At 50.6% G+C, this 23962-nt stretch carries 23 protein-coding genes; 22 read left to right on the top strand and 1 reads right to left on the bottom strand.

Features of this window, described 5'->3' with window-relative positions; genetic code table 11:
• Positions 1-105: 105 nt before the first annotated feature.
• From AB1K89_RS14885 to pyrG, 18 genes are all read left to right on the top strand, one after another.
• Positions 106-693, top strand: coding sequence for a bifunctional adenosylcobinamide kinase/adenosylcobinamide-phosphate guanylyltransferase (locus tag AB1K89_RS14885; protein ID WP_413055498.1), 588 nt, complete (start codon positions 106-108; stop codon positions 691-693).
• Positions 690-1520 (top strand): cobyric acid synthase, encoded by an 831-nt coding sequence (locus tag AB1K89_RS14880; RefSeq protein ID WP_413055497.1) that lies wholly within the window; start codon positions 690-692, stop codon positions 1518-1520. Before AB1K89_RS14885 ends, AB1K89_RS14880 begins: the two co-directional genes overlap by 4 nt.
• A 1-nt stretch (position 1521) precedes the next feature.
• Positions 1522-2286 (top strand): adenosylcobinamide-GDP ribazoletransferase, encoded by a 765-nt coding sequence (gene cobS, locus AB1K89_RS14875; protein ID WP_413055496.1) that lies wholly within the window; start codon positions 1522-1524, stop codon positions 2284-2286.
• Positions 2259-2852, top strand: a complete 594-nt coding sequence (locus tag AB1K89_RS14870) for a histidine phosphatase family protein (RefSeq protein WP_413055495.1) — start codon at positions 2259-2261, stop codon at positions 2850-2852. Before cobS ends, AB1K89_RS14870 begins: the two co-directional genes overlap by 28 nt.
• On the top strand, positions 2804-3208 hold the full coding sequence (locus AB1K89_RS14865) for a bifunctional adenosylcobinamide kinase/adenosylcobinamide-phosphate guanylyltransferase (RefSeq protein ID WP_413055494.1): 405 nt from the start codon (positions 2804-2806) through the stop codon (positions 3206-3208). Before AB1K89_RS14870 ends, AB1K89_RS14865 begins: the two co-directional genes overlap by 49 nt.
• Complete coding sequence (locus AB1K89_RS14860) at positions 3205-3798, top strand: cob(I)yrinic acid a,c-diamide adenosyltransferase (protein ID WP_413055493.1); 594 nt, start codon at positions 3205-3207, stop codon at positions 3796-3798. Before AB1K89_RS14865 ends, AB1K89_RS14860 begins: the two co-directional genes overlap by 4 nt.
• Before the next feature lie 2 nt (positions 3799-3800).
• Positions 3801-4286: an ECF transporter S component gene (locus AB1K89_RS14855; protein ID WP_413055492.1), complete on the top strand. Its 486-nt coding sequence runs from the start codon at positions 3801-3803 to the stop codon at positions 4284-4286.
• Entirely contained in the window at positions 4283-4984 is a 702-nt protein-coding gene (locus AB1K89_RS14850) for a hypothetical protein (RefSeq protein ID WP_413055491.1), read from the top strand. The genes AB1K89_RS14855 and AB1K89_RS14850 overlap by 4 nt, the downstream gene beginning before the upstream one ends.
• 240 nt (positions 4985-5224) lie before the next feature.
• On the top strand, positions 5225-7375 hold the full coding sequence (locus tag AB1K89_RS14845) for a (Fe-S)-binding protein (RefSeq protein WP_413055490.1): 2151 nt from the start codon (positions 5225-5227) through the stop codon (positions 7373-7375).
• 177 nt (positions 7376-7552) lie between these two features.
• A complete protein-coding gene (locus tag AB1K89_RS14840; protein WP_413055489.1) occupies positions 7553-8746 on the top strand; it encodes an acetyl-CoA C-acetyltransferase in 1194 nt (397 codons plus the stop codon).
• Positions 8747-8907: 161 nt separating this feature from the next.
• Positions 8908-9759 (top strand): 3-hydroxybutyryl-CoA dehydrogenase, encoded by an 852-nt coding sequence (locus AB1K89_RS14835; RefSeq protein WP_413055488.1) that lies wholly within the window; start codon positions 8908-8910, stop codon positions 9757-9759.
• Between the two features lie 21 nt (positions 9760-9780).
• A complete protein-coding gene (locus AB1K89_RS14830; RefSeq protein WP_413055487.1) occupies positions 9781-10917 on the top strand; it encodes an acyl-CoA dehydrogenase in 1137 nt (378 codons plus the stop codon).
• A 206-nt stretch (positions 10918-11123) separates the two neighbouring features.
• Entirely contained in the window at positions 11124-12263 is a 1140-nt protein-coding gene (locus AB1K89_RS14825; protein ID WP_252501913.1) for an acyl-CoA dehydrogenase, read from the top strand.
• 13 nt (positions 12264-12276) lie between these two features.
• Complete coding sequence (locus AB1K89_RS14820; RefSeq protein ID WP_413055486.1) at positions 12277-12903, top strand: TetR/AcrR family transcriptional regulator; 627 nt, start codon at positions 12277-12279, stop codon at positions 12901-12903.
• A gap of 193 nt (positions 12904-13096) precedes the next feature.
• Complete coding sequence (gene icmF / locus AB1K89_RS14815) at positions 13097-16390, top strand: fused isobutyryl-CoA mutase/GTPase IcmF (protein ID WP_413055485.1); 3294 nt, start codon at positions 13097-13099, stop codon at positions 16388-16390.
• A gap of 415 nt (positions 16391-16805) precedes the next feature.
• On the top strand, positions 16806-16970 hold the full coding sequence (locus AB1K89_RS14810; protein ID WP_413055484.1) for a hypothetical protein: 165 nt from the start codon (positions 16806-16808) through the stop codon (positions 16968-16970).
• A 66-nt stretch (positions 16971-17036) separates the two neighbouring features.
• A complete protein-coding gene (gene rpoE / locus AB1K89_RS14805) occupies positions 17037-17612 on the top strand; it encodes a DNA-directed RNA polymerase subunit delta (protein ID WP_413055483.1) in 576 nt (191 codons plus the stop codon).
• Between the two features lie 165 nt (positions 17613-17777).
• The gene (gene pyrG / locus AB1K89_RS14800) at positions 17778-19388 is read left to right on the top strand and encodes a CTP synthase (RefSeq protein ID WP_413055482.1); all 1611 of its coding nucleotides are present in this window, start codon (positions 17778-17780) and stop codon (positions 19386-19388) included.
• Between the two features lie 318 nt (positions 19389-19706).
• On the opposite strand, the gene AB1K89_RS14795 is transcribed toward pyrG, so the two are convergent.
• Positions 19707-20228, bottom strand: a complete 522-nt coding sequence (locus tag AB1K89_RS14795; RefSeq protein ID WP_413055481.1) for a DUF2529 family protein — start codon at positions 20226-20228, stop codon at positions 19707-19709.
• A gap of 173 nt (positions 20229-20401) precedes the next feature.
• Here AB1K89_RS14795 and AB1K89_RS14790 point away from each other — a divergent pair, with 173 nt between their 5' ends.
• The 4 genes from AB1K89_RS14790 to murA all read left to right on the top strand — a co-directional run bounded on the left by AB1K89_RS14790 (position 20402) and on the right by murA (position 23939).
• Complete coding sequence (locus AB1K89_RS14790) at positions 20402-20767, top strand: response regulator (RefSeq protein ID WP_413055480.1); 366 nt, start codon at positions 20402-20404, stop codon at positions 20765-20767.
• Positions 20768-20900: 133 nt separating this feature from the next.
• Complete coding sequence (locus AB1K89_RS14785; protein ID WP_413055479.1) at positions 20901-21758, top strand: class II fructose-bisphosphate aldolase; 858 nt, start codon at positions 20901-20903, stop codon at positions 21756-21758.
• A gap of 235 nt (positions 21759-21993) precedes the next feature.
• Entirely contained in the window at positions 21994-22641 is a 648-nt protein-coding gene (fsa, locus tag AB1K89_RS14780; protein WP_413055478.1) for a fructose-6-phosphate aldolase, read from the top strand.
• A gap of 20 nt (positions 22642-22661) precedes the next feature.
• Positions 22662-23939, top strand: a complete 1278-nt coding sequence (gene murA, locus AB1K89_RS14775) for a UDP-N-acetylglucosamine 1-carboxyvinyltransferase (RefSeq protein ID WP_413055477.1) — start codon at positions 22662-22664, stop codon at positions 23937-23939.
• The last annotated feature ends 23 nt before the right edge of the window (positions 23940-23962 follow it).

The following is a 23962-nucleotide window of genomic DNA, read 5'->3' as shown; positions in this document are numbered from 1 at the left end:
GCCGGGTTTTATGATCGCTTGTCCGGATATATGATCACTTGCCGGGTTTTATGATCACTCGTCAATCTTTATTTACATAATACTAAGCGGAGAGCGGGGGATGTCATGAGCGGAAAACTGACGTTCATCAGCGGTGGTGTGCGGAGCGGGAAGAGCGCATTCGCGGAAAGGTTGCTCGTTGAAGGGGCGGCCGCTGCAGAAGGCAGGCTCGTCTATATCGCATCTGGCCGCGCCGTTGATGGAGAAATGAAGCAACGGATTGAAAAGCATAAGCTCGACCGGGCAAATGCAGCTTGGCTGACGATCGAGCAGCCGGTCGATCTAGAAGAAGTGTTGCCGTTCATTCAACAAAACGATTTCGTCCTATGGGATTGCCTCACGACTTGGCTAGCGAATGAATTGTACACCGAGCAAGATGGTACATACTGCATCCACGTAAAAGGATGCATGGAGGAGAAAGCAGCACGACTCATGGAAACGGTCGCCACAATTCAGAAGAAAGCCGCTCATTTCGCCATCGTTTCGAATGAAGTGCTGGACGAACCGGCTTCACACTATGAAGAGACGCGGCAATACTGCGAGTGGATCGGCAAATTGCATCAAATGCTCGTTAAACTAGCAGACGATGCGATCGAAATGGATTACGGGCTGCCGCTGTATTGGAAAAAGGAAGGGCGGGTGACTGTGCAATGAAAGGGATCATGGTGATGGGAACGGCGTCAGATGTCGGCAAGACGATGATCTGCACCGCATTATGCAGGCTTCTTTCAGACGAAGGGATGCGGGTCGCCCCATTCAAATCGCAGAACATGTCGCGATTTTCCGCAAGGACGGAAGATGGAAAAGAGATGAGCCGGGCGCAGTTTCTGCAGGCGGAAGCGGCTCGGACGAAGCCGGTCATTGAAATGAACCCGATTCTTTTGAAACCGCTAGATAATCGAAAAGCTGACGTGCGATTTTTCGGGGAGACGTTTAATGCGGTCGACGGGATGGAATACCGAGAGCAGTTTTTCGACCGTGGTGTGAAGGCAATCCGAACGGCTCTTGATAAGCTTTCGAAGTCGTTTGATACGGTCGTCATCGAAGGGGCGGGAAGTCCTGCAGAGGTGAATTTAAATGATCGGGAAATTGTCAATACGCGGGTTGCGGACATGGCGGAGGTGCCCGTGCTGCTCGTCGCGGACATCGACCGTGGCGGCGCGATCGCTTCCATTGTCGGGACGCTTCAATTGCTCGCTCCGGAGCATCGGGCGCGTGTGAAAGGAATTGTCATCAATAAATTCCACGGTGACGCTGCTTTATTCCAGGAAGGTGTCGACTTTATCGAGTCGTACACAGGCATTCGCGTGGCGGGGGTCATTCCGCATAAGATGAACCATGGGATCGAAGAGGAAGACATGGACCGGCCGATGACCGCGGCGCCAGTCGGGACGGATGTGTACGACGCTTGGGCGGCGCATGTGAAGGCGCATATCGATTGGCCGTTCGTCATGTCGATCATCGCCGGGCAGGTGGACTGATATGAATGGATTGCTATTGGCGCTTCAATTTTTTACGTCCTTCCCAGTCAAGAAAGAGATGCCGATGGAACGGAAAGATGTGACGGCGATGTATATCGCGCTGCCGATTGTCGGGGGACTCATCGGGCTCGTGATGTACGGCGTTGCGGTGCTGTTCATGGACGGAATCGGCACGGGCTCGCTTCTCGCATCGGTTTTCGTCGTCGTGGCGGGCTTTGCGCTAACGGGCGGTCTTCATATGGATGGGTTCGCGGATATGGGAGACGCGTTTTTTTCGTATCGCGACAAGGAAAAGCGGCTTGAAATACTGGACGACCCGCGTATCGGCGCGTTCGGGACGATGGCGCTTATCTTGTTAATAGTCGTGAAGATCGCTTTGCTCGAAGAATTGCTCCATCGTGGCGACGGGCTGTTCCCTTTATTCATTGCCGTACCGTTACTGGCCCGGGCAGGCATGAACGTCTATTTTTCAACGACACGCCTTGCGAAGGAAAAGGGAATCGCCCATTTCTTCAAAGGAAAGCTTGCAACGGGAAAGTTGATGGCTTGGTCGATTGGTACAGGGATAGCTACTGTCATGGCACTTGGCTTTGTCCTTCATTCCATCGTCGTGCCGATCGTGCTCCTCGGTGTTGTATGTGGAGTGGTAATTCTTTTTCGGCGCTGGTCATTAAAGCATTTCGGTGGCGTCTCGGGTGATTTATGCGGGGCGTTCATCGAAGGGACGGAGGTGTTGCTGTGGCTAGCGATCATCGTTTGTATTTGATCCGCCATCTGCCGACCGCGGGAAACCGCGAGAGGAAATATATCGGATGGACGGATGAGCCGATCGAGCCGGTCGAGGGCGTGGCGAACTACCGGTTTGCACATAGCGGAATCGTTTATGGGAGCGATCTATTGAGGGCGAGGCAGAGTGCGGCTCTATCGATGCCTGACTCGAACTATGTGGCGGATGCGAGATTACGTGAATGCCATTTCGGTGAATTTGAAGGGAAAACGTATGCGGAACTTGAAATGGTTAGGGATTACCGGAATTGGCTCGATGATCCGTATTCATTTGCACCACGTGGTGGGGAAAGTTTGGCGGACGTGGAGAAGCGCGTCATGGATGCACTGGTTTCATTGCCGAATGGCGCGGTTGTCGTCACACATGGTGGACCGATCCGCATCACACTTACCCGATTTTCGCCGGAACCCCGTGATTTCTGGTCATGGCAAATTCCGCATGGCTCGATTTGGAAGTTCGAATGGCGCAATCATGACGAATTGAAGGAGGGCGGACGATGCGTGTCGTTATCGGAGGTGCCCATAACGGGAAAAGGGAGTATGTGAAAAGGATGCTCTCGGATGAACCACATTATTGGTTGGATTGTTCCGCCGGTGATTTAGAGATTCCGACCGGGTGCAAAGTTGTCGTTGACCGTATCGAGCATTGGCTCGCACGGGCGGAACTGCCGGAAGCGGAAGCTGTAGAGTTCATCATGAAAGAGATCGAGATCGAAGGCAAGGACGTCATTTTCATCCTGACCGATATCGGACGCGGCATCGTGCCGATGGATGCGGAACAGCGGAAGCTGCGCGATGCATGCGGCAGGCTGTACCAGCGGTTGATCGCTGAGGCGGATGAAGTGACGAGAATTTGGTATGGACTGGCACAAACATTGAAGAAAAGGGGAGAAAACATATGAAAATCTATACGAAAACCGGGGATAAAGGGCAGACGAGCCTAATCGGAGGGCGTGTCGACAAGGACAGCCTCCGCGTTGAAGCGTACGGGACGATGGACGAATTGAATTCGTTCGTCGGCAAGGCGATGACGGAGCTTGAAGGCGAAAAGTTTGCGGATCTGCTAGCGGATCTCGAAGCGATTCAAAATGAGCTGTTCGACGGTGGCGGGGATTTGGCGAATGTGATGAAAGAGCGCCATTATAAGCTTTCCGAAGAGCCGATCGAAGTGCTTGAGAAACGGATCGACGACTTGATGGAAGAAGCACCGCCGCTTGAGAAATTCATCTTGCCGGGCGGGTCGCCAGCAGCTGCGACATTGCATATTGCACGTACGGTTACGCGCCGCGCGGAAAGGTTGACGGTGACGTTGATGAAGGCGGAGGAAGACGTGCCGGCTACTGTCCAAAAATACTTGAATCGTCTGTCGGATTATCTTTTCGTCGCGGCTCGCATCGTCAACGCGCGGCTCGGTGTTCCGGATAATGAATACGTCCGCAGCGCAAAAGTGTTCCGGACAGGTAAAGGGAAAGCGGAAAAGAAAGAGGATTGACGATGAAGCTTCGAAAAATGACGCTGACCGCGTTGTTCGCGGCCCTTTGCGCGGTCGGCGGGTTCATCAAGATTCCGTCCGGCGTCGGCTCTCTAGCGCTTGATACCGTACCGGCGTTGCTTGCGGCATCCTTTTTGCCGCCTATCCTCGTCGGAGCCGCGTCGTTGACAGGACATCTCGCGTCTGCCATGTACGCGGGCTTTCCGCTTGGCCCATTCCACCTCCTGATCGCGATTGAAATGATGATCATCCTTTATGGTTTTGCGCGTCTTCATATCGCGGGACATCAAGTGTTGAAATGGGTCTTCTTCATCGTCGCGAACGGGTTGCTTGCGCCGTTGCCGTTTTACTTCCTCGTGTCGCCCGCGTTCTTTGTCGGGGCGGTTCCAGCGATTTTATTGGCAACGATCGTGAACGCTGTAGTGGCGGCAGTTGTCATGCCGGTCCTTGCGAAAGCGGCTGGCGGCAGATTCGGGTTCGTTCGATGAGGAATGCGATTGCGCTCGGCGATGGGTTCGTCGTCACGACGGATAATTCGGGCGGCATCGGGGAGAAGCCGCGAGATGTCGTCGAGGTTCCGGATCGGGTGACTGCGTATTTTGCAGCACGTGTTGCACTGCTCGAACAGTGGGCGGCGTATGCGGATCCCGTCTCCGTCCTCATTCACAATTTCAGCGGCGAGGTTAGTTGGTCCCCATATGTGGCTGGTGTGGAAGAGGTTTTTCGGGAATCAAACTTGGAGATGCCGAAAATTACGGGCAGCACGGAAACGAATATGGAACTCCTTCAATCGGCCGTCGCTGTTACGATGATCGGCAAGCAGCGGCTTGTTGAGGAAATCGGTGATTTGGAATGGTATGTATTCGGCACGCCGCTCGTAGGGAATGAAGTGCTTGAAAGGCGTGACGAAATCGCTTCGTTGCGCTTAATCAAGGAAGCGATCGGCAACGACATCGTCAAGCAACTTTGGCCGGTCGGATCGAAAGGGATTCTTGCTGAATATAGAAGGTTCACGGGGGATTCGCACATAGAGATTGAAGTGGATGTCGATATTCATTCATCGGCGGGACCTTCCACAGCAGTGCTCATTGGAATAAACGTCCATAACATCGAAAAAGCCCGCCAGTTGCTAGGCGGACAATTTTATAAGATAAATGTAATTAACAGCTTCCGGAATGAAACATGACCGGAGGCTTTTATTATAGAAACGCATGCAAGTGCTTGCGCGCCCAAAAGACATGCCTCCGCACCCAAACTCCACCACTTACCAACAAACCTTAATTCTCTAAAAAGTATCAACTAAATAAAAATATCCATTGACTGAATGCTCATTCATAACTTAGACTATGAAATAGAACATCGACACAATACATTTTTTCTACTACAATATTCATAACGTTCCGATAAGGGAAGGAGAGAATACGAGATGGATGCTTTGTTAATAGTCAACTGGATCCTTTTCCTGGCGGTTGTGGCATATGCGCTTGCGCTGTTCACTTATTTGATCAGGACGCGGATCCAATTCATACAGCTTGGACGGAAGGAAGAGTTCGACAGTAATGTTTCACGCCGTCTGAAGGAAGTTTGGGTAAATGTTTTTGGCCAGAAAAAGCTATTGAAGGATAAGAAAAGTGGAATTATTCACGTCATGTTCTTCTATGGTTTCCTGCTCGTCCAATTCGGGGCGATCGACCTCATTTGGAAAGGTTTGAAGCCTGGCTCACATTTGCCGTTCGGACCGATTTACGGAGGGTTCACGTTCTTCCAGGAAATCGTTGTAGCCGTCATTTTAGTTGCAGTTATCTGGGCATTTCACCGCCGTTATGTTGAAAAACTCATCCGCTTGAAGCGTGGCTGGAAGTCGGGGCTCGTCCTCATCTTCATTGGCACGCTGATGGTATCGACACTTATCTCAAACGGCATGAACATGATTTGGCAAGGGCATGAACCGACGTGGACGGAGCCTATGGCATCGGCGATTGCAAGCGTTTTCAGCTTCATGAGTCCGACGGCGGCTGCGGTCGTCTTCTTCATCGCTTGGTGGATCCACTTGCTCACATTGCTGACGTTCCTCGTGTACGTGCCGCAATCGAAGCATGCGCACTTAATTGCAGGGCCTGTCAACACATACATGATGCGTTTCGATCGCAGAGGCAAGCTTGCGCCGATCGATTTCGAAGCACTTGAAGAAGCGGAGTCTGAAGACGATATGCCTGCGCTCGGAGTCGGCAAGATCACCGATTTCACGCAAAAGCAGATGATCGACTTCTACGCTTGCGTAGAATGTGGACGCTGTACGAATATGTGTCCAGCGACCGGGACGGGCAAAATGCTGTCACCGATGGATCTCATTACGAAACTACGTGATAATCTGACGAACACTGGGGCACTCGTCACGAAGAAACAGCCGTGGGTACCGACATTTGCTTTCGGAAACGCGAAGGGCAATCAGATTGCGTTAGCCGCTGGTTTGGAAGGTGCGTCGATCGACGATATTTACAATCCATCCCTCATCGGCGATGTCATTACAGAAGAAGAGATTTGGGCATGTACGACGTGCCGTAACTGCGAGGACCAATGTCCGGTCATGAACGAGCACGTCGATAAAATCATCGATCTCCGCCGTTATCTCGTCATGACGGAAGGGAAGATGGATGCGGATGCGCAGCGTGCGATGACGAACATCGAGCGCCAGGGGAATCCGTGGGGGCTTAACCGGAAAGAGAAGGAGAACTGGCGCGATGCCCGTCCGGACCTTCATATTCCGACAGTGAAAGAACTGAAGAAGGCGGACGAAGAATTCGAATACCTCTTCTGGGTCGGCTCGATGGGTGCTTTCGACAACCGTTCGCAAAAGATTGCACTAGCTTTCGCTCATCTCATGAACGAAGCGGGCGTCAAATTCGCAATTCTTGGCAATAAAGAAAAGAACTCCGGCGACACGCCGCGACGTTTAGGGAATGAGTTTTTATTCCAAGAGCTCGCGACATCCAATATCGATGAATTCGAAAAAGCGGGCGTGAAGAAAATAGTCACAATCGACCCGCATGCATACAATATATTTAAGAATGAATATCCGGATTTCGGTTTCAAAGCGGAAGTCGTCCATCATACCGAAATGCTATACGACCTCGTCATGCAAGGAAAGCTGAAACCGGTCCATGAAATCAATGAAACAATCACGTTCCATGATTCTTGCTACCTCGGCAGGTACAACGATGTGTATGATCCGCCAAGGGAAATCCTGAAAGCGATTCCGGGCGTCAACCTCGTCGAGATGAAGCGGAACCGCCAAGACGGCATGTGCTGTGGAGCGGGCGGCGGACTCATGTGGATGGAAGAGGATACAGGCCACCGCGTCAACGTTGCCCGTACGGAGCAGGCGATGGAAGTGAGCCCTGGAATTATCTCCTCAGGCTGTCCTTACTGCTTGACGATGATTTCGGACGGTACGAAAGCGATCGAAGTGGAAGATAAAGTTGGAACATACGACATCGCGGAATTGCTCGAGCGATCCATTTTCGGAGAAGACTTTCAACCGGCTGTCGTAGAGGAAGAAGAACCGATTATGCAGTAAGTATATTGCGAGAGTTCGGAAAGAACGATATAATTAAGAAAATTGGAAGCGGATTTGCTTCCGTGAAAAGGGGAGTCTGTGTACTCCCCTTTTTTTCGAAGAGTTACCGAGCGAGCGTTCAGTCGTCGCTCTTTGAAAGGAAATGAAAACGTTATCATACGGAATGGAGGAAGGGAAATGGGCAGAACAGTCATCTTGGACGGGGCACGTACTCCGTTTGGTCGGTTTGGCGGCGCTTTATCCACGAAAACGGCAAGTGATCTAGGGGCGATCGCCATTAAGGAAGCGTTGAAGCGGTCGGGTGTGAAGGAAGAGGAAGTCAATGAAGTGATCTTCGGAACGGTATTACAGGCGGGACAGGGGCAGATTCCTTCGAGGCAGGCGGCGGTGAAGGCGGGGCTTCCATGGTCCGTGAAAACTGAAACGGTTAATAAAGTATGTGCTTCCGGCATGCGGAGCGTCACGCTCGGCGACCAGCTCATCCGGCTCGGGGATGAAGAGGTAATCGTGGCGGGCGGTATGGAATCAATGTCCAACGCGCCGTACTATTTACCGAAAGGTCGTTTCGGGTTGAAAATGGGCGACGCACCATTAGTGGACGGCATGATTTATGACGGCTTGTCGTGTTCATTTTCACCAGACCGCGTCCATATGGGGACATACGGTAACCGGACGGCCGGCGAGTTTTCATTGACACGTGAAATGCAGGACGAATGGTCGCTGCGCAGCCATGAGCGGGCGAATGCCGCGATTGACGAAGGGAAATTCGCGGAGGAAATCGTCGCAGTGGAAATCCCGCAGCGGAAAGGGGATCCAGTCGTCGTCGACACGGACGAAGCTCCGCGGCGTGACACATCTCTCGAATCGCTCGCGAAATTGCGCCCTGCATTCGGCAACGACGGGACAATCACGGCAGGCAACGCGCCAGGAGTCAACGACGGTGCGTGCGCGCTCGTCCTCATGAATGAAGAGCGTGCGTTGAAGAAAGGGAAAAAGCTTCTTGCAACAATCATTGGTCACGCCGAAGTTGCCATCGAGCCTGAAAACTTCCCGCAGACGCCGGGCCTCGTCATTAACGAATTGCTGAAGAAGACGGGGAAAGAGTTGAAAGACATCGACTTGTTTGAAATAAACGAAGCATTCGCGGCAGTCGCTCTTGCAAGTTCCCAAATAGCGGGACTTGATCCTGAAAAAGTGAACGTCAACGGCGGAGCGGTCGCACTCGGTCATCCGATCGGCGCAAGCGGTGCACGGATCATCTTGACACTCGCCTATGAATTGAAACGGCGCGGTGGCGGCATCGGGATTGCCGCAATCTGCTCCGGTGGCGGCCAAGGCGATGCGATTATGATTGAAGTTCGGGAAGAATGATAGCCTGATAGACGAATGGAATCGGATTTATGCGTGATTCGCGGGATTTATGCGCGGTTGCGGCCGTTTATGCGTGAACTCCGCGATTTATGCGCTTTTTCATGGTTTTATGCGTAATTGCAAGTGGAAATCTTGGTAGACGGAGACGGAGGTATTTCATTATGGAAATCAAAAAAGTGATGGTCATCGGAGCGGGGCAAATGGGCGGCGGCATCGCACAAGTGTGCGCGCAAGCAGGCTTCGATGTGAAATTGAATGATATTAAAGAGGAGTTTTTCGAAAAGGGGCTTGCGGTCATTGCGAAAAACCTTTCCCGCAACGTCGAGAAAGGCCGGATGACGGAAGATGAAAAAACAGCAGTCCTCGGGCGCATTACAAAGTCGCTCGATTTGCAGGACGCGCATGATGTCGACATCGTCATCGAGGCTGCAGTCGAAAACATGGACATCAAAAAAACGATCTTCGCGAAACTCGATGGCATCGCGCCGAAGCATGCGATTTTGGCAACAAATACATCATCCCTTCCGATTACGGAAATTGCGTCGGCGACAAACCGCCCGGAAAACGTCATCGGAATGCACTACATGAACCCGGTGCCCGTCATGAAGCTCGTCGAAATCATCCGCGGACTCGCGACGTCCGACGAAGTGTATGAAGCGGTCGAGGACATGACTCGTAAACTATCGAAGACGCCTGTCGAAGTGAATGACTTCCCTGGGTTCGTCGCGAACCGCGTCCTCATGCCAATGATCAACGAAGCGATCTACACGCTTTACGAAGGCGTCGCCTCGAAGGAAGCAATCGACGAAGTGATGAAGCTTGGCATGAACCACCCGATGGGACCTCTGCAATTGGCGGATTTCATCGGACTTGACACGTGCCTTTACATTATGGGAACGCTTCACGAAGGCTTCGGCGACTCGAAATACCGTCCGTGCCCATTGCTCCGGAAGTATGTTAATGCAGGCTGGCTCGGGAAGAAATCGGGCCGCGGCTTCTATGAATATAATTAAGTTTAAAAGGAGTTAAATCCAATGAATTTAACATTCACCGAAGAACAACAGATGATGCGCACGATGGTGAGGGACTTTGCGAAAGCGGAAATCGAGCCGTTCATTCCAAGGATGGAAGCGGGGGAGTTTCCACGAGAAGTCCTTACGAAAATGGGCGAACTCGGCCTGATGGGCATCACCGTCCCCGAGAAATACGGCGGCTCCGATATGGACTTCATTTCCTATATTATCGCCATCCACGAGCTGTCGAAAGTGAGCGCGGTTGTAGGCGTGATCCTTTCCGTCCATACATCCGTCTGCACGAACCCGATCATGTATTTCGGGAATGAAGAGCAGAAAGACCGGTACTTACCGAAAATGGCGTCCGGCGAATACTTGGGCGCCTTCTGCCTGACAGAGCCTGGCGCAGGTTCGGACGCAGGATCGCTGAAGACGAAAGCCGTGAATAAAGGCGATCATTACGTACTGAATGGCTCGAAGGTGTTCATTACGAACGGCGGAGAGGCGGACGTCTATATCGTTTTTGCGTCGACCGATCCATCACTCGGGACGTACGGCATTACGGGGTTCATCGTCGATAAAGACACACCGGGACTCATCATCGGCAAAGACGAAGAAAAGATGGGCCTTCATGGATCGCGAACCGTCCAATTGACGTTCGAAGATATGAAAGTGCCAGCGGAAAACCGCCTCGGTGAAGAAGGAGAAGGCTTCAAAATTGCAATGGCGAACCTCGATGTCGGTCGAATCGGCATCGCAGCCCAAGCACTCGGCATCGGCGAAGCGGCGCTCGAAGCGGCTACCGCATATGCGAAAGAGCGCGTGCAATTCGGGAAACCGATCGCGGCGAACCAAGGCGTCGGTTTCAAATTAGCCGATATGGCAACTGCCTCCGAAGCGGCAAAGCTCCTCGTCTATCGCGCAGCCCAGCTTCGCGCGGAAGGGAAGCCATGCGGGAAAGAGGCTTCCATGGCAAAACTGTTCGCGTCGCAAACCGCAATGGATAACGCAATCGAAGCAGTCCAGATCTTCGGCGGCTACGGCTATACCGAAGACTACCCGGTCGAGCGCTACTTCCGCGACGCAAAAGTGACGCAAATCTACGAAGGCACAAGCGAAATCCAACGCATCGTCATCAACAAACACCTCACAAGATGAGTTTTCTGAATTTTGTCGGTGCCTGTGCAAGGTGCAATTATGACAATTTGATTTTCTGAATAATTATACACTGGTTAACTAGTGAAAGTGCGATATAACCGCATTTCTGTTTTCTGTTTATGCAATTGTAGTTAATAAACTGAATTGTATGGTGCACAGGCACCGTACAGAAAATCCCTATATAGAACCCCAAGGAGGAAGTTGACATGGATTTTAAGTTATCGGAAGAGCATGAAATGATTCGGAAAATGGTGCGCGATTTTGCGGAGAAGGATGTTGCGCCGACAGCTGCGGAGCGCGATGAGGAAGAGCGCTTCGATATGGATATTTGGCATAAGATGGCTGAACTTGGGCTGACGGGGATTCCTTGGCCGGAAGAGTACGGCGGCATCGGCAGCGATTATCTGGCCTATTGCATCGCGGTGGAGGAGCTGTCACGCGTCTGCGCGTCGACAGGTGTTACATTATCCGCACATACATCACTCGCTGGATGGCCGGTATACAAATTCGGCACGGAGGAGCAGAAGCAGAAATATCTTCGCCCGATGGCGGAAGGGACGAAAATTGGCGCGTACGGTTTGACTGAGCCGGGATCAGGGTCTGACGCTGGCGGCATGCGCACGACGGCAAAGCTGGATGGCGACGACTATATTCTGAACGGCTCGAAGATCTTCATTACAAACGGCGGCATTGCTGACATTTACATCGTATTCGCAGTGACGGATCCGGAGTCGAAGCATAAAGGCACGAGCGCATTCATCGTCGAGAAAGACTTCCCTGGCTTCTCGGTCGGGAAGAAAGAGAAGAAGCTCGGCATCCGTTCGTCTCCAACGACGGAAATCATGTTCGACAACTGCCGTGTGCCGAAGGAGAATATGTTAGGCGCAGAAGGCGAAGGGTTCATTGTCGCGATGAAGACGTTGGACGGCGGCCGGAACGGGATTGCAGCACAAGCGGTCGGCATCGCACAAGGGGCGCTTGACGCGGCGGTCGGTTATGCGAAGGAGCGTGTCCAGTTCGGCAAGCCGATCGCTGCGAACCAAGGAGTCGGCTTCAAGCTGGCGGATATGGCGACGGCGACGGAAGCATCCCGATTGCTCACATACCAGGCGGCATGGCTCGAGTCGAACGACTTGCCGTATGGAAAAGCATCCGCGATGGCGAAACTGATGGCAGGGGATACAGCGATGAAAGTGACGACGGAAGCGGTCCAAGTGTATGGCGGTTATGGCTATACGAAAGATTATCCGGTCGAGCGATTCATGCGCGACGCGAAGATTACGCAAATCTACGAAGGAACGCAGGAAATTCAACGTCTCGTCATCTCCCGCATGTTGACAAAATAATCGGGGGTGCACTATGCAACTGAAACGCGAAGTAAAATCGTCGGTCAAAGATGAAAGCCTAATTGAAAAAAGGCGTGAGCAGATCATCGACGGAGCAGTCCAGCTGTTCAAGGAAAAGGGGTTCCACCGGGCGACGACGAGGGAGATCGCTAAGGCTGCGGGCTTCAGCATCGGCACGCTCTATGAATATATTCGGACGAAGGAAGACGTCCTCTATCTCGTCTGCGACAGCATTTACAATGAAGTGCAGAGCCGCCTGTCCACATTGATGGACCAGGAAGGGAATGTGGAAGGGCTCCGGATGGCGATCGACTCTTATTTCCACCTGATCGACGACATGTCGGACGAATTCGTCGTCATGTACCAGGAATCAAAATCATTGCCGAAGGACGCCCTCCAATACGTCCTCAAAAAAGAGATGGAAATGGTCGCCTTATTCAAGAACTTGCTACACGCATGCGTCCGGTCGGGCGAGTTGCGCATCAGCGAGGAAGAGGTCGACATGGCGGCGCACCACGTCGTCGTCCAAGGTCAAATGTGGGCTTTCCGCAGATGGGCATTGCGCGGAACCTACAACATCGAAGAATTCATCAACTTTCAGACGGACCAATTGTTCAAGGGAATCGTGAAGAACCAATAAATTGTGTGGAAATTGTGTGGGTGTCTGTGCACCGTGCAATTATGACAATTCGATAAAATGACGTAAACAGAATTTGCTGATTCAACAACATTCATGTTTCTTTTTTATACAATTGTAGTGAATAAACTGAATTGTATGCTGCACAGGCGCCGCAAAAAAGGCACTTCAAAAAGAGTTAAGGGGTGTGTGATAAATGACTACTAAAGATACTACTGCTACTGCTACTACTACTGCCGCTACTAAAATTTATAAGCCGAAGCATCATGTTCGTTTCGTCACGGCGTCAAGCCTGTTCGACGGACATGACGCGTCCATCAATATTATGCGACGGATTTTGCAGTCGACGGGGGCGGAAGTGATTCATTTGGGGCATAATCGTTCCGTCGAAGAAGTCGTCAATGCGGCAATCCAAGAAGACGTGCAAGGGATCGCCATTTCCTCCTACCAAGGCGGGCATGTCGAATACTTCAAATACATGCACGACCTCCTGCAGGAAAGAGGCGCGCCGCATATTCGGATTTACGGAGGCGGTGGGGGCGTCATCTTGCCGAAGGAAATCAAGGAACTGCATGACTACGGAATCGCCTGGATTTTCTCGCCGGAGGACGGCCGCAAGATGGGCCTGCAAGGGATGATCAACAGGATGGTAGAGGAATGCGATTTCCTTACCGAAGTTGAAGAGAAGATCGCCAATCTCGAAAAAGTGGGTACGGACAATCCGGAAGTGCTTGCCAATTTGATCACATACGCGGAAGAGATGTATGACAAGGAAAACGATAACGCGATTAAACTCCTCGAAAAAGCGAGAGAACTGTCGAAAAACACGCCAGTTCTAGGGATCACTGGGACCGGTGGAGCAGGAAAGAGCTCGCTCACGGATGAATTGATCCGCCGTTTCCTGCGTGAACTGCCGGACAAGAAAGTTGCGATACTGTCTATCGACCCGACGAAGCAGAAGACGGGCGGCGCGCTGCTCGGCGACCGGATCCGCATGAACGCCATATTCAATAAGCGCGTGTTTATGCGCAGCTTGGCGACACGTGGATCACGCTCCGAATTATCGGGTGCCATCAGCGACGTGCTCGACGTTGTGAAAACGGCAGGCTTCGATCTGATCATCGTCGAGACGAGCGGAATCGGGCAAGGCGATGCGCAAATTACAGAAGTGTCCGACGTGTCGATGTATGTCATGACGAGCGAATTCGGTGCACCGACACAGCTTGAGAAAATCGACATGATCGACTTCGCAGACCTAATCGTTATCAATAAATTCGAACGGAAAGGATCAGAGGACGCGCTCAGCCAAGTGCAGAAGCAATACCAACGGAGCCATCTTCTTTTCGACAAAGACTTGGATACGATGCCGGTCTACGGCACGATTGCAAGCCAATTCAACGACAAAGGTACGAACTCGCTTTTCGCGGCGCTCGTTGCCAAGTTGAATGAAAAATGCGGCCTCGACTGGGAGACGTCCTACACTGACTTCGTGAAGACACAGAAGCAGAACGTCATCATCCCGAACGACCGCGTCCATTATTTACGTGAAATCGCAAGCACAATCCGCGACTATCATAAGAAATCCACACAGCAAGTCAATCTTGCACGCCGTTTATTCCAACTGGAGGGTGCCATTGACGCTGTGAATGAAAAATCACCAGATAACGCGCTCGTCGCCTCGCTTGAATCATTAGCGGAAGGCGTGCGTGAAGAGCTTTCTGCGGAATCAAAGCGGATTCTCAACAACTGGGAAACTTTGAAAGAGTCATATGCGGGCGATGAATTCATTACGAAAATCCGTGATAAAGAGCTTCGTACTCTTCTCACGACGACAAGTTTGTCAGGATTGAAGATACCAAAAGTGTCGTTGCCGAAATTCAAGGATTACGGCGAAATCCTTCGCTGGGTATACAAAGAGAATGTCCCGGGTTCATTCCCATATACGGCAGGTGTTTTCCCGTTCAAGCGGGAAGGCGAAGATCCGAAGCGCCAATTCGCAGGCGAAGGTACACCGGAACGGACGAACCGCCGATTCCATTACTTGTCGAAAGATGACGATGCAAAACGGCTGTCCACGGCTTTCGACTCGGTCACGTTATACGGTGAAGATCCCGACGAGCGCCCGGATATTTACGGAAAGGTCGGAGAGTCCGGCGTAAGCATTTGTACGCTCGACGATATGAAAAAGCTGTATGACGGTTTTGACCTATGCGCGCCGTCGACATCTGTCTCGATGACGATCAACGGTCCTGCGCCAATCATCCTTGCGATGTTCATGAACACGGCAATTGACCAGCAAGTGAAGTTGAAGGAAGAGGAGCTTGGTCGTGTACTGACGATTGAGGAATTCACGGAAGTTCGGAATGCAACGATGCAAGTCGTCCGCGGAACGGTGCAAGCGGATATCCTGAAAGAAGACCAAGGGCAGAATACGTGTATCTTCTCGACGGAATTCGCGCTTCGCATGATGGGCGACATCCAGCAATATTTCATTGATCAGAAAGTGCGGAACTATTACTCCGTCTCGATTTCCGGTTACCATATCGCAGAAGCAGGCGCTAATCCGATCTCTCAGCTCGCGTTCACGCTTTCGAATGGCTTCACGTATGTCGAGTACTATTTGAGCCGAGGCATGAACATCGATGATTTTGCACCGAATCTATCCTTCTTCTTCTCGAACGGATTGGATCCGGAATATACGGTCATCGGAAGAGTTGCAAGACGCATTTGGGCAGTCGCGATGCGTGAGAAATACGGTGCGAACGAGCGAAGCCAAAAGTTGAAGTACCACGTGCAGACGTCCGGTCGAAGCTTGCATGCACAAGAAATCGACTTCAACGATATCCGGACGACATTGCAAGCACTTATGGCACTACAGGACAACTGCAACTCGCTCCATACGAACGCCTATGACGAAGCGATCACGACGCCGACGGAGGAATCGGTCCGACGCGCGATGGCGATTCAGATGATCATTACGAAAGAGCACGGCTTATCGAAAAATGAAAATCCGCTTCAGGGATCTTTCATTATTGAAGAACTGACGGACCTCGTCGAAGAATCCGTCCTCCAGGAATTCGACCGGCTGAACGACCGCGGCGGCGTCCTCGGATCGATAGAAACGCAGTATCAGCGCGGGAAAATCCAAGAGGAATCGATGCTTTACGAAATGAAGAAGCACTCGGGCGAACTGCCGATCATTGGCGTCAACACATACTTGAACCCGAACCCGCCTTCCGAAGAGGACATCGATAATATGGAAATCGCCCGTGCGACAAAGGAAGAGAAAGAGACGCAAATCGCCAACTTGCGCGCCTTCCAAACGAAGCATGGCGACGAAACGGCTTCCGCGTTGCGGAAACTGCAGGAAGTCGCAGTGACTGGCGGCAACATTTTCGCGGAGCTGATGGAGACCGTCAAAGTCGCGAGCCTTGGCCAAATTACGAATGCGTTATACGAAGTGGGAGGCCAATACCGCAGGAATATGTAATGTATGAAATGGGGAACGCTCTCAGCCTGTTGACAAACGCTCGCATCCGTTGTTGCTCGTGTCGCTCGTCCGCTCATGAACTTTAGTTCTATTCGCGTCTTCGCTCCACTTCGCGCGGGCTCGCAGGATGCGAGTTATGCAACCGTCGCCACAGGACGTGGCGCTCTTAGGTTGCCTTCCTCGACAAGCGTTTTTAATCAGGCTGAGGAAATGCATATTAATCATGAATACCCCTGAAAGTGTAGACAAAGTCAAAGAATAAATTTGTCTACACAATGGAACGCTCTTATAAAGAGCGTTCTTTTTTGAACGTCTTTAGATTCATTAAAAACATTTCAAAAAATTATTACGAAAAGTGGATTTTGCCTGTTCCTTCCACGTATAATAAAAATTACAAAGGGAAAGAGGTGAGGAGATGAAACTGCATCATCATGTATTGATTATCATAGTGATCATTATCCTCATCTTTTCCTTATACGGTGTAGGTTACGGTGCCGTCCCGTTCTTGCTCGCCGCCCTTTATCTCGGCTTCCTCAGCGTCAAAGAATTCCAACGCTTCAAGAAGAGTAGAAGATGGTAGCATAACAGGCACTTCATTGTATATAATGATAAGTATGCTTTTGTACAGAGAAAGGACGTGCGTACGATGAATTTGAATTTACATGAATTGACGAAAGAAGAACTACAGGAAGAATCGATGATCGATATTGCTTATGCCGTATTGACTGAACGACGGGAAGCATTGACACTCGAACAACTAATGAATGAAATCCGTGAATTGACTGGAATGTCGGAGAGCCAATTGAAGGACAAGCTTCTCCAATTCTACACAGATATGAATATCGATGGAAGATTCCTTGCCATTAATAACAACCAATGGGGCTTACGCGAATGGTATCCTGTCGATCAAATCGAGGAAGAAACGGCTCCTGTCGTCAAAGTCCGCAAGAAGAAAAAGAAAAAAGCGTATGACGATGAAGATGAGGACGATGAAGAAGAGGAAGAAGTCGACGAGGACGAATTGTTCGACGAAGAATTCGATGAGCTTGATGACGATGAAGAAGAGTTGGATGAAGAGGAAGAGGAAGAGGAAATCATCGAGATCGAAGAGGATCTTATCGATGATGAGGAAGGTCTCGAAATCGTTCCTGACGACGAATTGGATATTGACGATGAAGACGAAGAAGAAGAGGAAGACGAAGAAGAAGAGGACCTTCTCTGATACTTTCCACTTGACTTCGGGCGTTTAAGGATTTAAGCTTCTAGTTGGGCTCCTTGAAAAAGGACACATGAATCCGTGTATAAGCGCTCCTCTTGTAGATAGACTACAGTGGAGCGCTTTTTTCATTTTTACTAACCGACCCCCATCACGAAGGAGGAGCTATAGATGACTAAATATATCTTTGTAACCGGCGGAGTTGTCTCATCTTTAGGAAAGGGAATTAATGCTGCATCCCTTGGGAGACTATTGAAAAGCAGAGGCTTGCAAGTCACCAACCAAAAATTCGATCCATACATCAACGTCGATCCCCGCATGATGAGCCCATACCAGCACGGTGAAGTTTTCGTCACGGAAGACGGAGCTGAAACCGACTTGGACATCGGCCACTATGAGCGTTTCATCGACATCAAATTGAACAAATACTCCAATGTCACAATGGGGAAAGTATACTCCTCCGTACTGCGGAAAGAGCGCCGCGGCGAATACAAAGGGGCGACGGTCCAAGTCATCCCCCACATTACGAATGAAATTAAAAGCCTCGTAAAAAGAGCAGGCCAAGAAACGAACGCAGACGTTGTCATCACTGAAATCGGCGGAAGCGTAGGCGACATCGAGTCGCTTCCATACCTAGAAGCGATCCGTCAAATGAAGACGGACCTTGGCAAAGATGACGTCATGTATATTCACAACACGCTCATCCCATATCTACACGCTGCCGGTGAAATGAAAACGAAGCCGACGCAGCATAGCGTAAAAGAATTGCGTGGACTAGGCATCCAGCCGAACATGATCGTTGTCCGAAGCGAGTATCCTGTCCCTCAGGAAATGAAGGACAAAATCGCTCTCTTCTGTAACATCAAGCCTGAAGAAGTGATCGAAGCGCTTGACGCGGAAACTTTATACGAAGTTCCGATCCGACTTCACGCGCAAAACATGGACAAGATCGTCGTCGATTTCCTCGGCCTAGAAACGAAGGAACCTGATTTGACGGAAATCGAAGAACTCGTGAACCGTGTAAGAAATCTGTCCCGGAAAGTGAAAATTGCACTCGTCGGGAAATACGTCGAGCTGCAAGATGCTTATATTTCCGCGGTGGAAGCATTCCGCCACGCCGGTTATGAATTCGACACGGACATCGAGATCGACTGGATCAATTCCGAAGAAGTGACGAAGGAAAACGCGGAGGGAATCTTGAAAGACGCGGACGGCATTTTCGTTCCGGGCGGCTTCGGCGACCGGGGCATTGAAGGTAAAATGGAAGCGATCACGTTCGCGCGTGAAAACGGCATCCCATTCTTCGGTGTCGGCCTCGGCATGCAACTTGCTGCTGTGGAATTCGCACGTGACGTCCTTGGAATAAAAGACGCGCATTCAATTGAATTCGACAATGAAACGGAAAATGCGGTCATCGAAAACAACCGTGATTTCGAGGCGCATTCCGAAATCGAGCAAGTGAGCGGGCATATGAGACTCGGCGCCCATCCATGCAAGTTGAAGGAAGGCACGATAGCGCAAGAAGCGTATAACGATGAATTAGTATACGAGCGCCACCGCCACCGCTACGAGTTTAACAACATCTATCGCGAGCAATTCGAAAACGCCGGCATGATCGTGGCAGGGGAAAGCCCGGACGGACATCTCGTGGAAATCATCGAGTTGAAGGACCATCCGTTCTTCATCGGAACTCAATTCCACCCGGAATTCGCATCACGTCCAACGCGCCCACAGCCGCTCATCCGCGAATTCATTCGCGCAGCACTGACACATCAAGGCTGATAGCAAATAAAAAAACAGAAACCATCCGCAAGTGATGGTTTCTGTTTTTATTTAGATTGATGAAAGGCAAGTGATCATAAAAGTATGGGAGTGATCATAAATGTCAGCAAGTGATCATAAAACTCTGGGAGTGATCATAAAACTCTGGGAGTGATCATAAAACTCTGGGAGTGATCATTAAACTCTACAAGTGATCATAAAACTCTGTGAGTGATCATTAAACTCTACAAGTGATCATAAAACTCTTCAAGTGATCATAAAACTCTTCAAGCGATCATAAATCCCCGCAACCGCTCATAAACGTCGCCCCACACAAATTCATTCCTCTTCACTCACCATCTCGTCATACGCCATCTTAACCGCCTCATACAAAAAGAGCGCGACTAACAAATTTGGCTGAACGATCCGGCTGCCGATGTCCTCGCCCGGCAAAATCCCTTTCACAACGCCCGTCGCCATATACGTATATGCCAAATCCGCCAGCTCATTATCCTCGGTCGCTTTCTCGCCCGCAACAACTGCAAACGGGATGAACTGCTCCGCTAATCTCCGCGCCAACTGAAGCGCCCGAGCGTCCGTTGCAGAACGGGCAAATAGCCAAACCCTGTCCGCGGAATGGATCTCCATCCCTTCTTCATACCGGACAGCACCTCGGAAAGGCTCCGCGCTATGCAACGCGTTCAATCCGACCGCTTCCATCTCATCAAAGCCGGCGAAAATGACGCGTCCTTCCCCAATCGTCGCCTGGGCCAACAGCCGCGCCGTCTCCTCGACAGCCTCTTCATTATTTGAACCGGCACGCTGCAACAGCCCGCCGATTTGTGTCATTAATATCTTCATCTTTACCACCTCGTTTCCCATTATATTTTCTATCGTGAATAAAACCAAGTTTTCCATTGAGATGCCTCGAATTAAAACAATATTAGAATAATGAATGAAAAAAGAAGGAGATTCCTCTTTTCTGTCAAATTGTACTACATACAGGGTCAATAAATAAAAAAGGGGTGGGCCTTTTGAAGAGTTTGCTAATCGTCGACGATCAAGCCGGAATACGACTTTTATTAAATGAGGTATTCACAAAAGAGGGGTTTGAAGCGAGGTTGGCCGCAAATGGCGCGGAAGCCCTCCAATCGGTTACAGAGAAAGAACCCGATTGTGTTTTACTGGACATGAAAATGCCGGGAATCGACGGAGTGGAAGTGCTGAAAAGGCTAAAAAAAGACTGGCCCCATATCCCTGTCATCATGATGACGGCTTACGGGGAAGTCGAACTGACTGAAGAAGCAATTAAAAACGGGGCAGAGAAATATTTTACGAAACCATTTAATATTTACGAAGTGCGAGACGCGGTCAAAGAAATTCTGCATCGTGGGGAATGAAAAAACGGAATTCGATGACGCGCCGCGACTACAACCCAGACAGTAGTAAATACTGTCTGTTTTTGTTATGATAAAAAGGTAAATATCGTAACAAACAATAAATTCATCTCGACGATCCGGAGGAGGATTTTGCATGGCACTTGTTTCAATGAAAGAAATGATGATCAAAGGCAAGAAAGAAGGATATGCAATCGGTCAGTTCAACTTGAACAACCTTGAATACACACAGGCGATTCTGCAAGCGGCACAAGAAGAGAATTCCCCTGTCATCCTTGGCGTTTCCGAAGGGGCAGGACGCTATATGGGCGGATTTACGACAGTCGTCAACATGGTCAAAGGGTTGATGCATGATTACAACATCACCGTACCTGTCGCTATCCATCTGGACCACGGATCCAGTTTCGAAAAATGCAAGGAGGCGATCGACGCGGGCTTCACATCCGTCATGATCGACGCATCTTCAAAACCTCTAGCAGAAAACATTGAAATCACGAAAAAAGTTGTGGAATATGCCCATGCAAAAGGCGTTTCCGTTGAAGCGGAGCTCGGCGTTGTCGGCGGGCAGGAAGACGATGTCATCGCTGATGGCGTCATCTATGCAGACCCGGCAGAATGTAAGGAGCTCGTTGAAGCGACGGACATCGACTGCTTGGCGCCAGCCCTTGGATCGGTTCACGGCCCGTACAAAGGCGAACCGAATTTAGGTTTCAAGGAAATGGAAGAAATCTCAAGCCAATCGGACCTTCCACTCGTACTTCACGGCGGAACAGGCATCCCGACGAAGGACATCCAACGTGCCATCTCACTCGGAACCGCAAAAATAAACGTCAACACTGAAAACCAGATCGAAGGCACGAAAGCGGTCCGCGAAACATTGAACGCAGACCCGGACGTCTACGATCCTCGTAAATACCTAGCACCGATGCGCGATGCAATCAAAAAGTCAGTCATCAGCAAAATGCGCGAATTCGGCAGCTCAGGAAAAGCTTAATTTTGAATAAATAATTAGTAGCAAGTGGCTCCGTTGATTGAAGCGAAAGGCGGCGACTCCAGCAGGAAAAGCGTGTCCAGGTGAGACCCCGCAGGCGCTTGCGCCGAGGAGGCTCGCGGACCGCCCGCGGAAAGCGTCCGCCTGTAGCGGAAATTTTTAGCAGCAAATAGGAGAAGCATCAAATAACCAGATGCATTCTCCTTCTTTTCCATACATCGAAGGAGGAACAATATACATGAAATTTTTCATCGATACGGCAAACTTTGAAGAAATCAAAGAAGCACATAGCTGGGGGATCATCTCCGGCGTAACGACAAACCCATCTTTAGTTGCGAAAGAGAATATTTCATTCCACGACAGACTGCGCGAAATCACTTCGCTCGTACCTGGTTCTGTCAGCGCGGAAGTCATTGCACTCGACGCAGAAGGAATGATCGAAGAAGGACGCGAGCTTGCGAAAATCGCGCCAAACATTACTGTTAAGCTTCCAATGACGCCGGAAGGACTGAAAGCGTGCTCCGTTTTCGCACAAGAAGGCATCAAAACAAACGTGACCCTCATTTTCAGTGCCAACCAAGCATTGCTTGCAGCGCGCGCTGGAGCCACTTATGTATCCCCGTTCCTTGGACGACTCGATGATATCGGTCAAGAAGGAATTCAACTGATCAGCACAATCGCGGACATTTTCGCAATCCATGACCTGGACACGCAAATTATCGCAGCGTCCATCCGCAGCCCGCAGCATATTACAGATGCAGCACTTGCAGGAGCGCATATCGCGACGACACCATTCAACGTACTCAAACAATTATTCAACCATCCGTTGACCGACAAAGGCATCCAACAATTCCTCGAAGATTGGGAATCAAGAAAGAACAAGTGAAACGCCTAAAGGAGACTGAAATGGACGTTTATAAAATTAGAGGCGGCAATCCTCTACGTGGAACGATAAAAGTGAGCGGGGCGAAAAACAGTGCCGTTGCGTTGATTCCGGCTTCTATCTTAGCCGATTCACCTGTAACGATTGACGGACTTCCGGAAATCTCGGACGTCCTTACACTCCAAGCGCTCCTTGAAGATATTGGCGGAAAAGTTCAATTCGAATCGGGCAAGATGACGATCGATCCGTCGGAAATGATCGCCATGCCGCTTCCGAACGGCAATGTGAAAAAGCTAAGAGCCTCCTATTATATGATGGGTGCCATGCTCGGCCGCTTCAAGCACGCGGCGATCGGACTTCCGGGAGGCTGCCATTTGGGGCCGCGGCCGATCGACCAGCACATCAAAGGCTTCGAAGCATTGGGCGCAAAAGTGACGAACGAGCACGGTGCCATCTATTTGCGTGCCGAAGAATTGCGTGGCGCTAAAATCTATTTGGACGTCGTCTCTGTCGGGGCAACTATCAACATCATGCTCGCGGCGGTCCGTGCCAAAGGGCGGACGATCATTGAAAACGCGGCGAAAGAACCTGAAATTATCGATGTTGCCACTTTGCTTACGAATATGGGCGCTAACATCAAAGGTGCGGGGACGAATGTCATCCGAATTGAAGGAGTCGAACGGTTGCACGGAACGAAACATACGATTATTCCAGACAGAATCGAAGCAGGCACATTCATGATCATGGCAGCTGCAGTCGGAGATGGCATTACAATCGATAACGTCATCCCCTTCCACGTCGAAGCGTTGACCGCGAAATTGCGCGAGATGGGCGTCAAAGTGGAGGAGCGGGAAGAGCATATATTCATTCCGAAAACGGAGAATTTGCTGGCGGTCGATGTGAAAACGCTCGTCTACCCAGGATTCCCGACCGATCTGCAACAACCGTTCTCGGTGCTGTTGTCGCAGGCGAATGGCTCATCCGTCATAACGGATACGATCTATTCCGCGCGGTTCAAGCAAATAGACGAATTGCGGCGGATGAATGCCGACGGAAAAGTGGAAGGGCAGTCGGTCATTCTTTCGGGACCGACTCCACTACAGGCTGCGACCGTCCGGGCTACCGACCTTCGCGCAGGGGCGGCACTCGTCATCGCGGGACTGCTTGCAGAAGGTGAAACGGAAGTCCAGGAAATCCAACATATCGAACGGGGCTACAGCGACCTCATCGAGAAACTTCGCGGCATCGGAGCGGACATCCGGAAAGTTTCGGTTCCGGAAAAAGCGACGATCGGTGAATAAAGTGAAGTTTTGCTTATGCTATA

The organism is Sporosarcina pasadenensis (assembly GCF_047228845.1).
Classification (GTDB): domain Bacteria; phylum Bacillota; class Bacilli; order Bacillales_A; family Planococcaceae; genus Sporosarcina.
The sequence above is the reverse complement of the archived record's forward strand: the minus strand, read 5'-3'. Positions and strand labels throughout refer to the sequence as shown.

Excerpts from the sequence above, each read along its gene's own strand:
- AB1K89_RS14855 (WP_413055492.1), top strand. The coding sequence starts at position 3,801 with ATGAAGCTTCGAAAAATGACGCTGACCGCGTTGTTCGCGGCCCTTTGC.
- cobS (WP_413055496.1), top strand. The coding sequence starts at position 1,522 with ATGAATGGATTGCTATTGGCGCTTCAATTTTTTACGTCCTTCCCAGTC.
- AB1K89_RS14810 (WP_413055484.1), top strand. The coding sequence starts at position 16,806 with ATGAAACTGCATCATCATGTATTGATTATCATAGTGATCATTATCCTC.
- AB1K89_RS14880 (WP_413055497.1), top strand. The coding sequence starts at position 690 with ATGAAAGGGATCATGGTGATGGGAACGGCGTCAGATGTCGGCAAGACG.
- pyrG (WP_413055482.1), top strand. The coding sequence starts at position 17,778 with ATGACTAAATATATCTTTGTAACCGGCGGAGTTGTCTCATCTTTAGGA.
- AB1K89_RS14835 (WP_413055488.1), top strand. The coding sequence starts at position 8,908 with ATGGAAATCAAAAAAGTGATGGTCATCGGAGCGGGGCAAATGGGCGGC.
- AB1K89_RS14795 (WP_413055481.1), bottom strand. The coding sequence starts at position 20,228 with ATGAAGATATTAATGACACAAATCGGCGGGCTGTTGCAGCGTGCCGGT.
- AB1K89_RS14860 (WP_413055493.1), top strand. The coding sequence starts at position 3,205 with ATGAAAATCTATACGAAAACCGGGGATAAAGGGCAGACGAGCCTAATC.
- AB1K89_RS14840 (WP_413055489.1), top strand. The coding sequence starts at position 7,553 with ATGGGCAGAACAGTCATCTTGGACGGGGCACGTACTCCGTTTGGTCGG.
- AB1K89_RS14845 (WP_413055490.1), top strand. The coding sequence starts at position 5,225 with ATGGATGCTTTGTTAATAGTCAACTGGATCCTTTTCCTGGCGGTTGTG.
- AB1K89_RS14785 (WP_413055479.1), top strand. The coding sequence starts at position 20,901 with ATGGCACTTGTTTCAATGAAAGAAATGATGATCAAAGGCAAGAAAGAA.
- AB1K89_RS14830 (WP_413055487.1), top strand. The coding sequence starts at position 9,781 with ATGAATTTAACATTCACCGAAGAACAACAGATGATGCGCACGATGGTG.
- fsa (WP_413055478.1), top strand. The coding sequence starts at position 21,994 with ATGAAATTTTTCATCGATACGGCAAACTTTGAAGAAATCAAAGAAGCA.
- AB1K89_RS14850 (WP_413055491.1), top strand. The coding sequence starts at position 4,283 with ATGAGGAATGCGATTGCGCTCGGCGATGGGTTCGTCGTCACGACGGAT.
- AB1K89_RS14820 (WP_413055486.1), top strand. The coding sequence starts at position 12,277 with ATGCAACTGAAACGCGAAGTAAAATCGTCGGTCAAAGATGAAAGCCTA.
- icmF (WP_413055485.1), top strand. The coding sequence starts at position 13,097 with ATGACTACTAAAGATACTACTGCTACTGCTACTACTACTGCCGCTACT.
- rpoE (WP_413055483.1), top strand. The coding sequence starts at position 17,037 with ATGAATTTGAATTTACATGAATTGACGAAAGAAGAACTACAGGAAGAA.
- AB1K89_RS14885 (WP_413055498.1), top strand. The coding sequence starts at position 106 with ATGAGCGGAAAACTGACGTTCATCAGCGGTGGTGTGCGGAGCGGGAAG.
- AB1K89_RS14865 (WP_413055494.1), top strand. The coding sequence starts at position 2,804 with ATGCGTGTCGTTATCGGAGGTGCCCATAACGGGAAAAGGGAGTATGTG.
- AB1K89_RS14825 (WP_252501913.1), top strand. The coding sequence starts at position 11,124 with ATGGATTTTAAGTTATCGGAAGAGCATGAAATGATTCGGAAAATGGTG.
- murA (WP_413055477.1), top strand. The coding sequence starts at position 22,662 with ATGGACGTTTATAAAATTAGAGGCGGCAATCCTCTACGTGGAACGATA.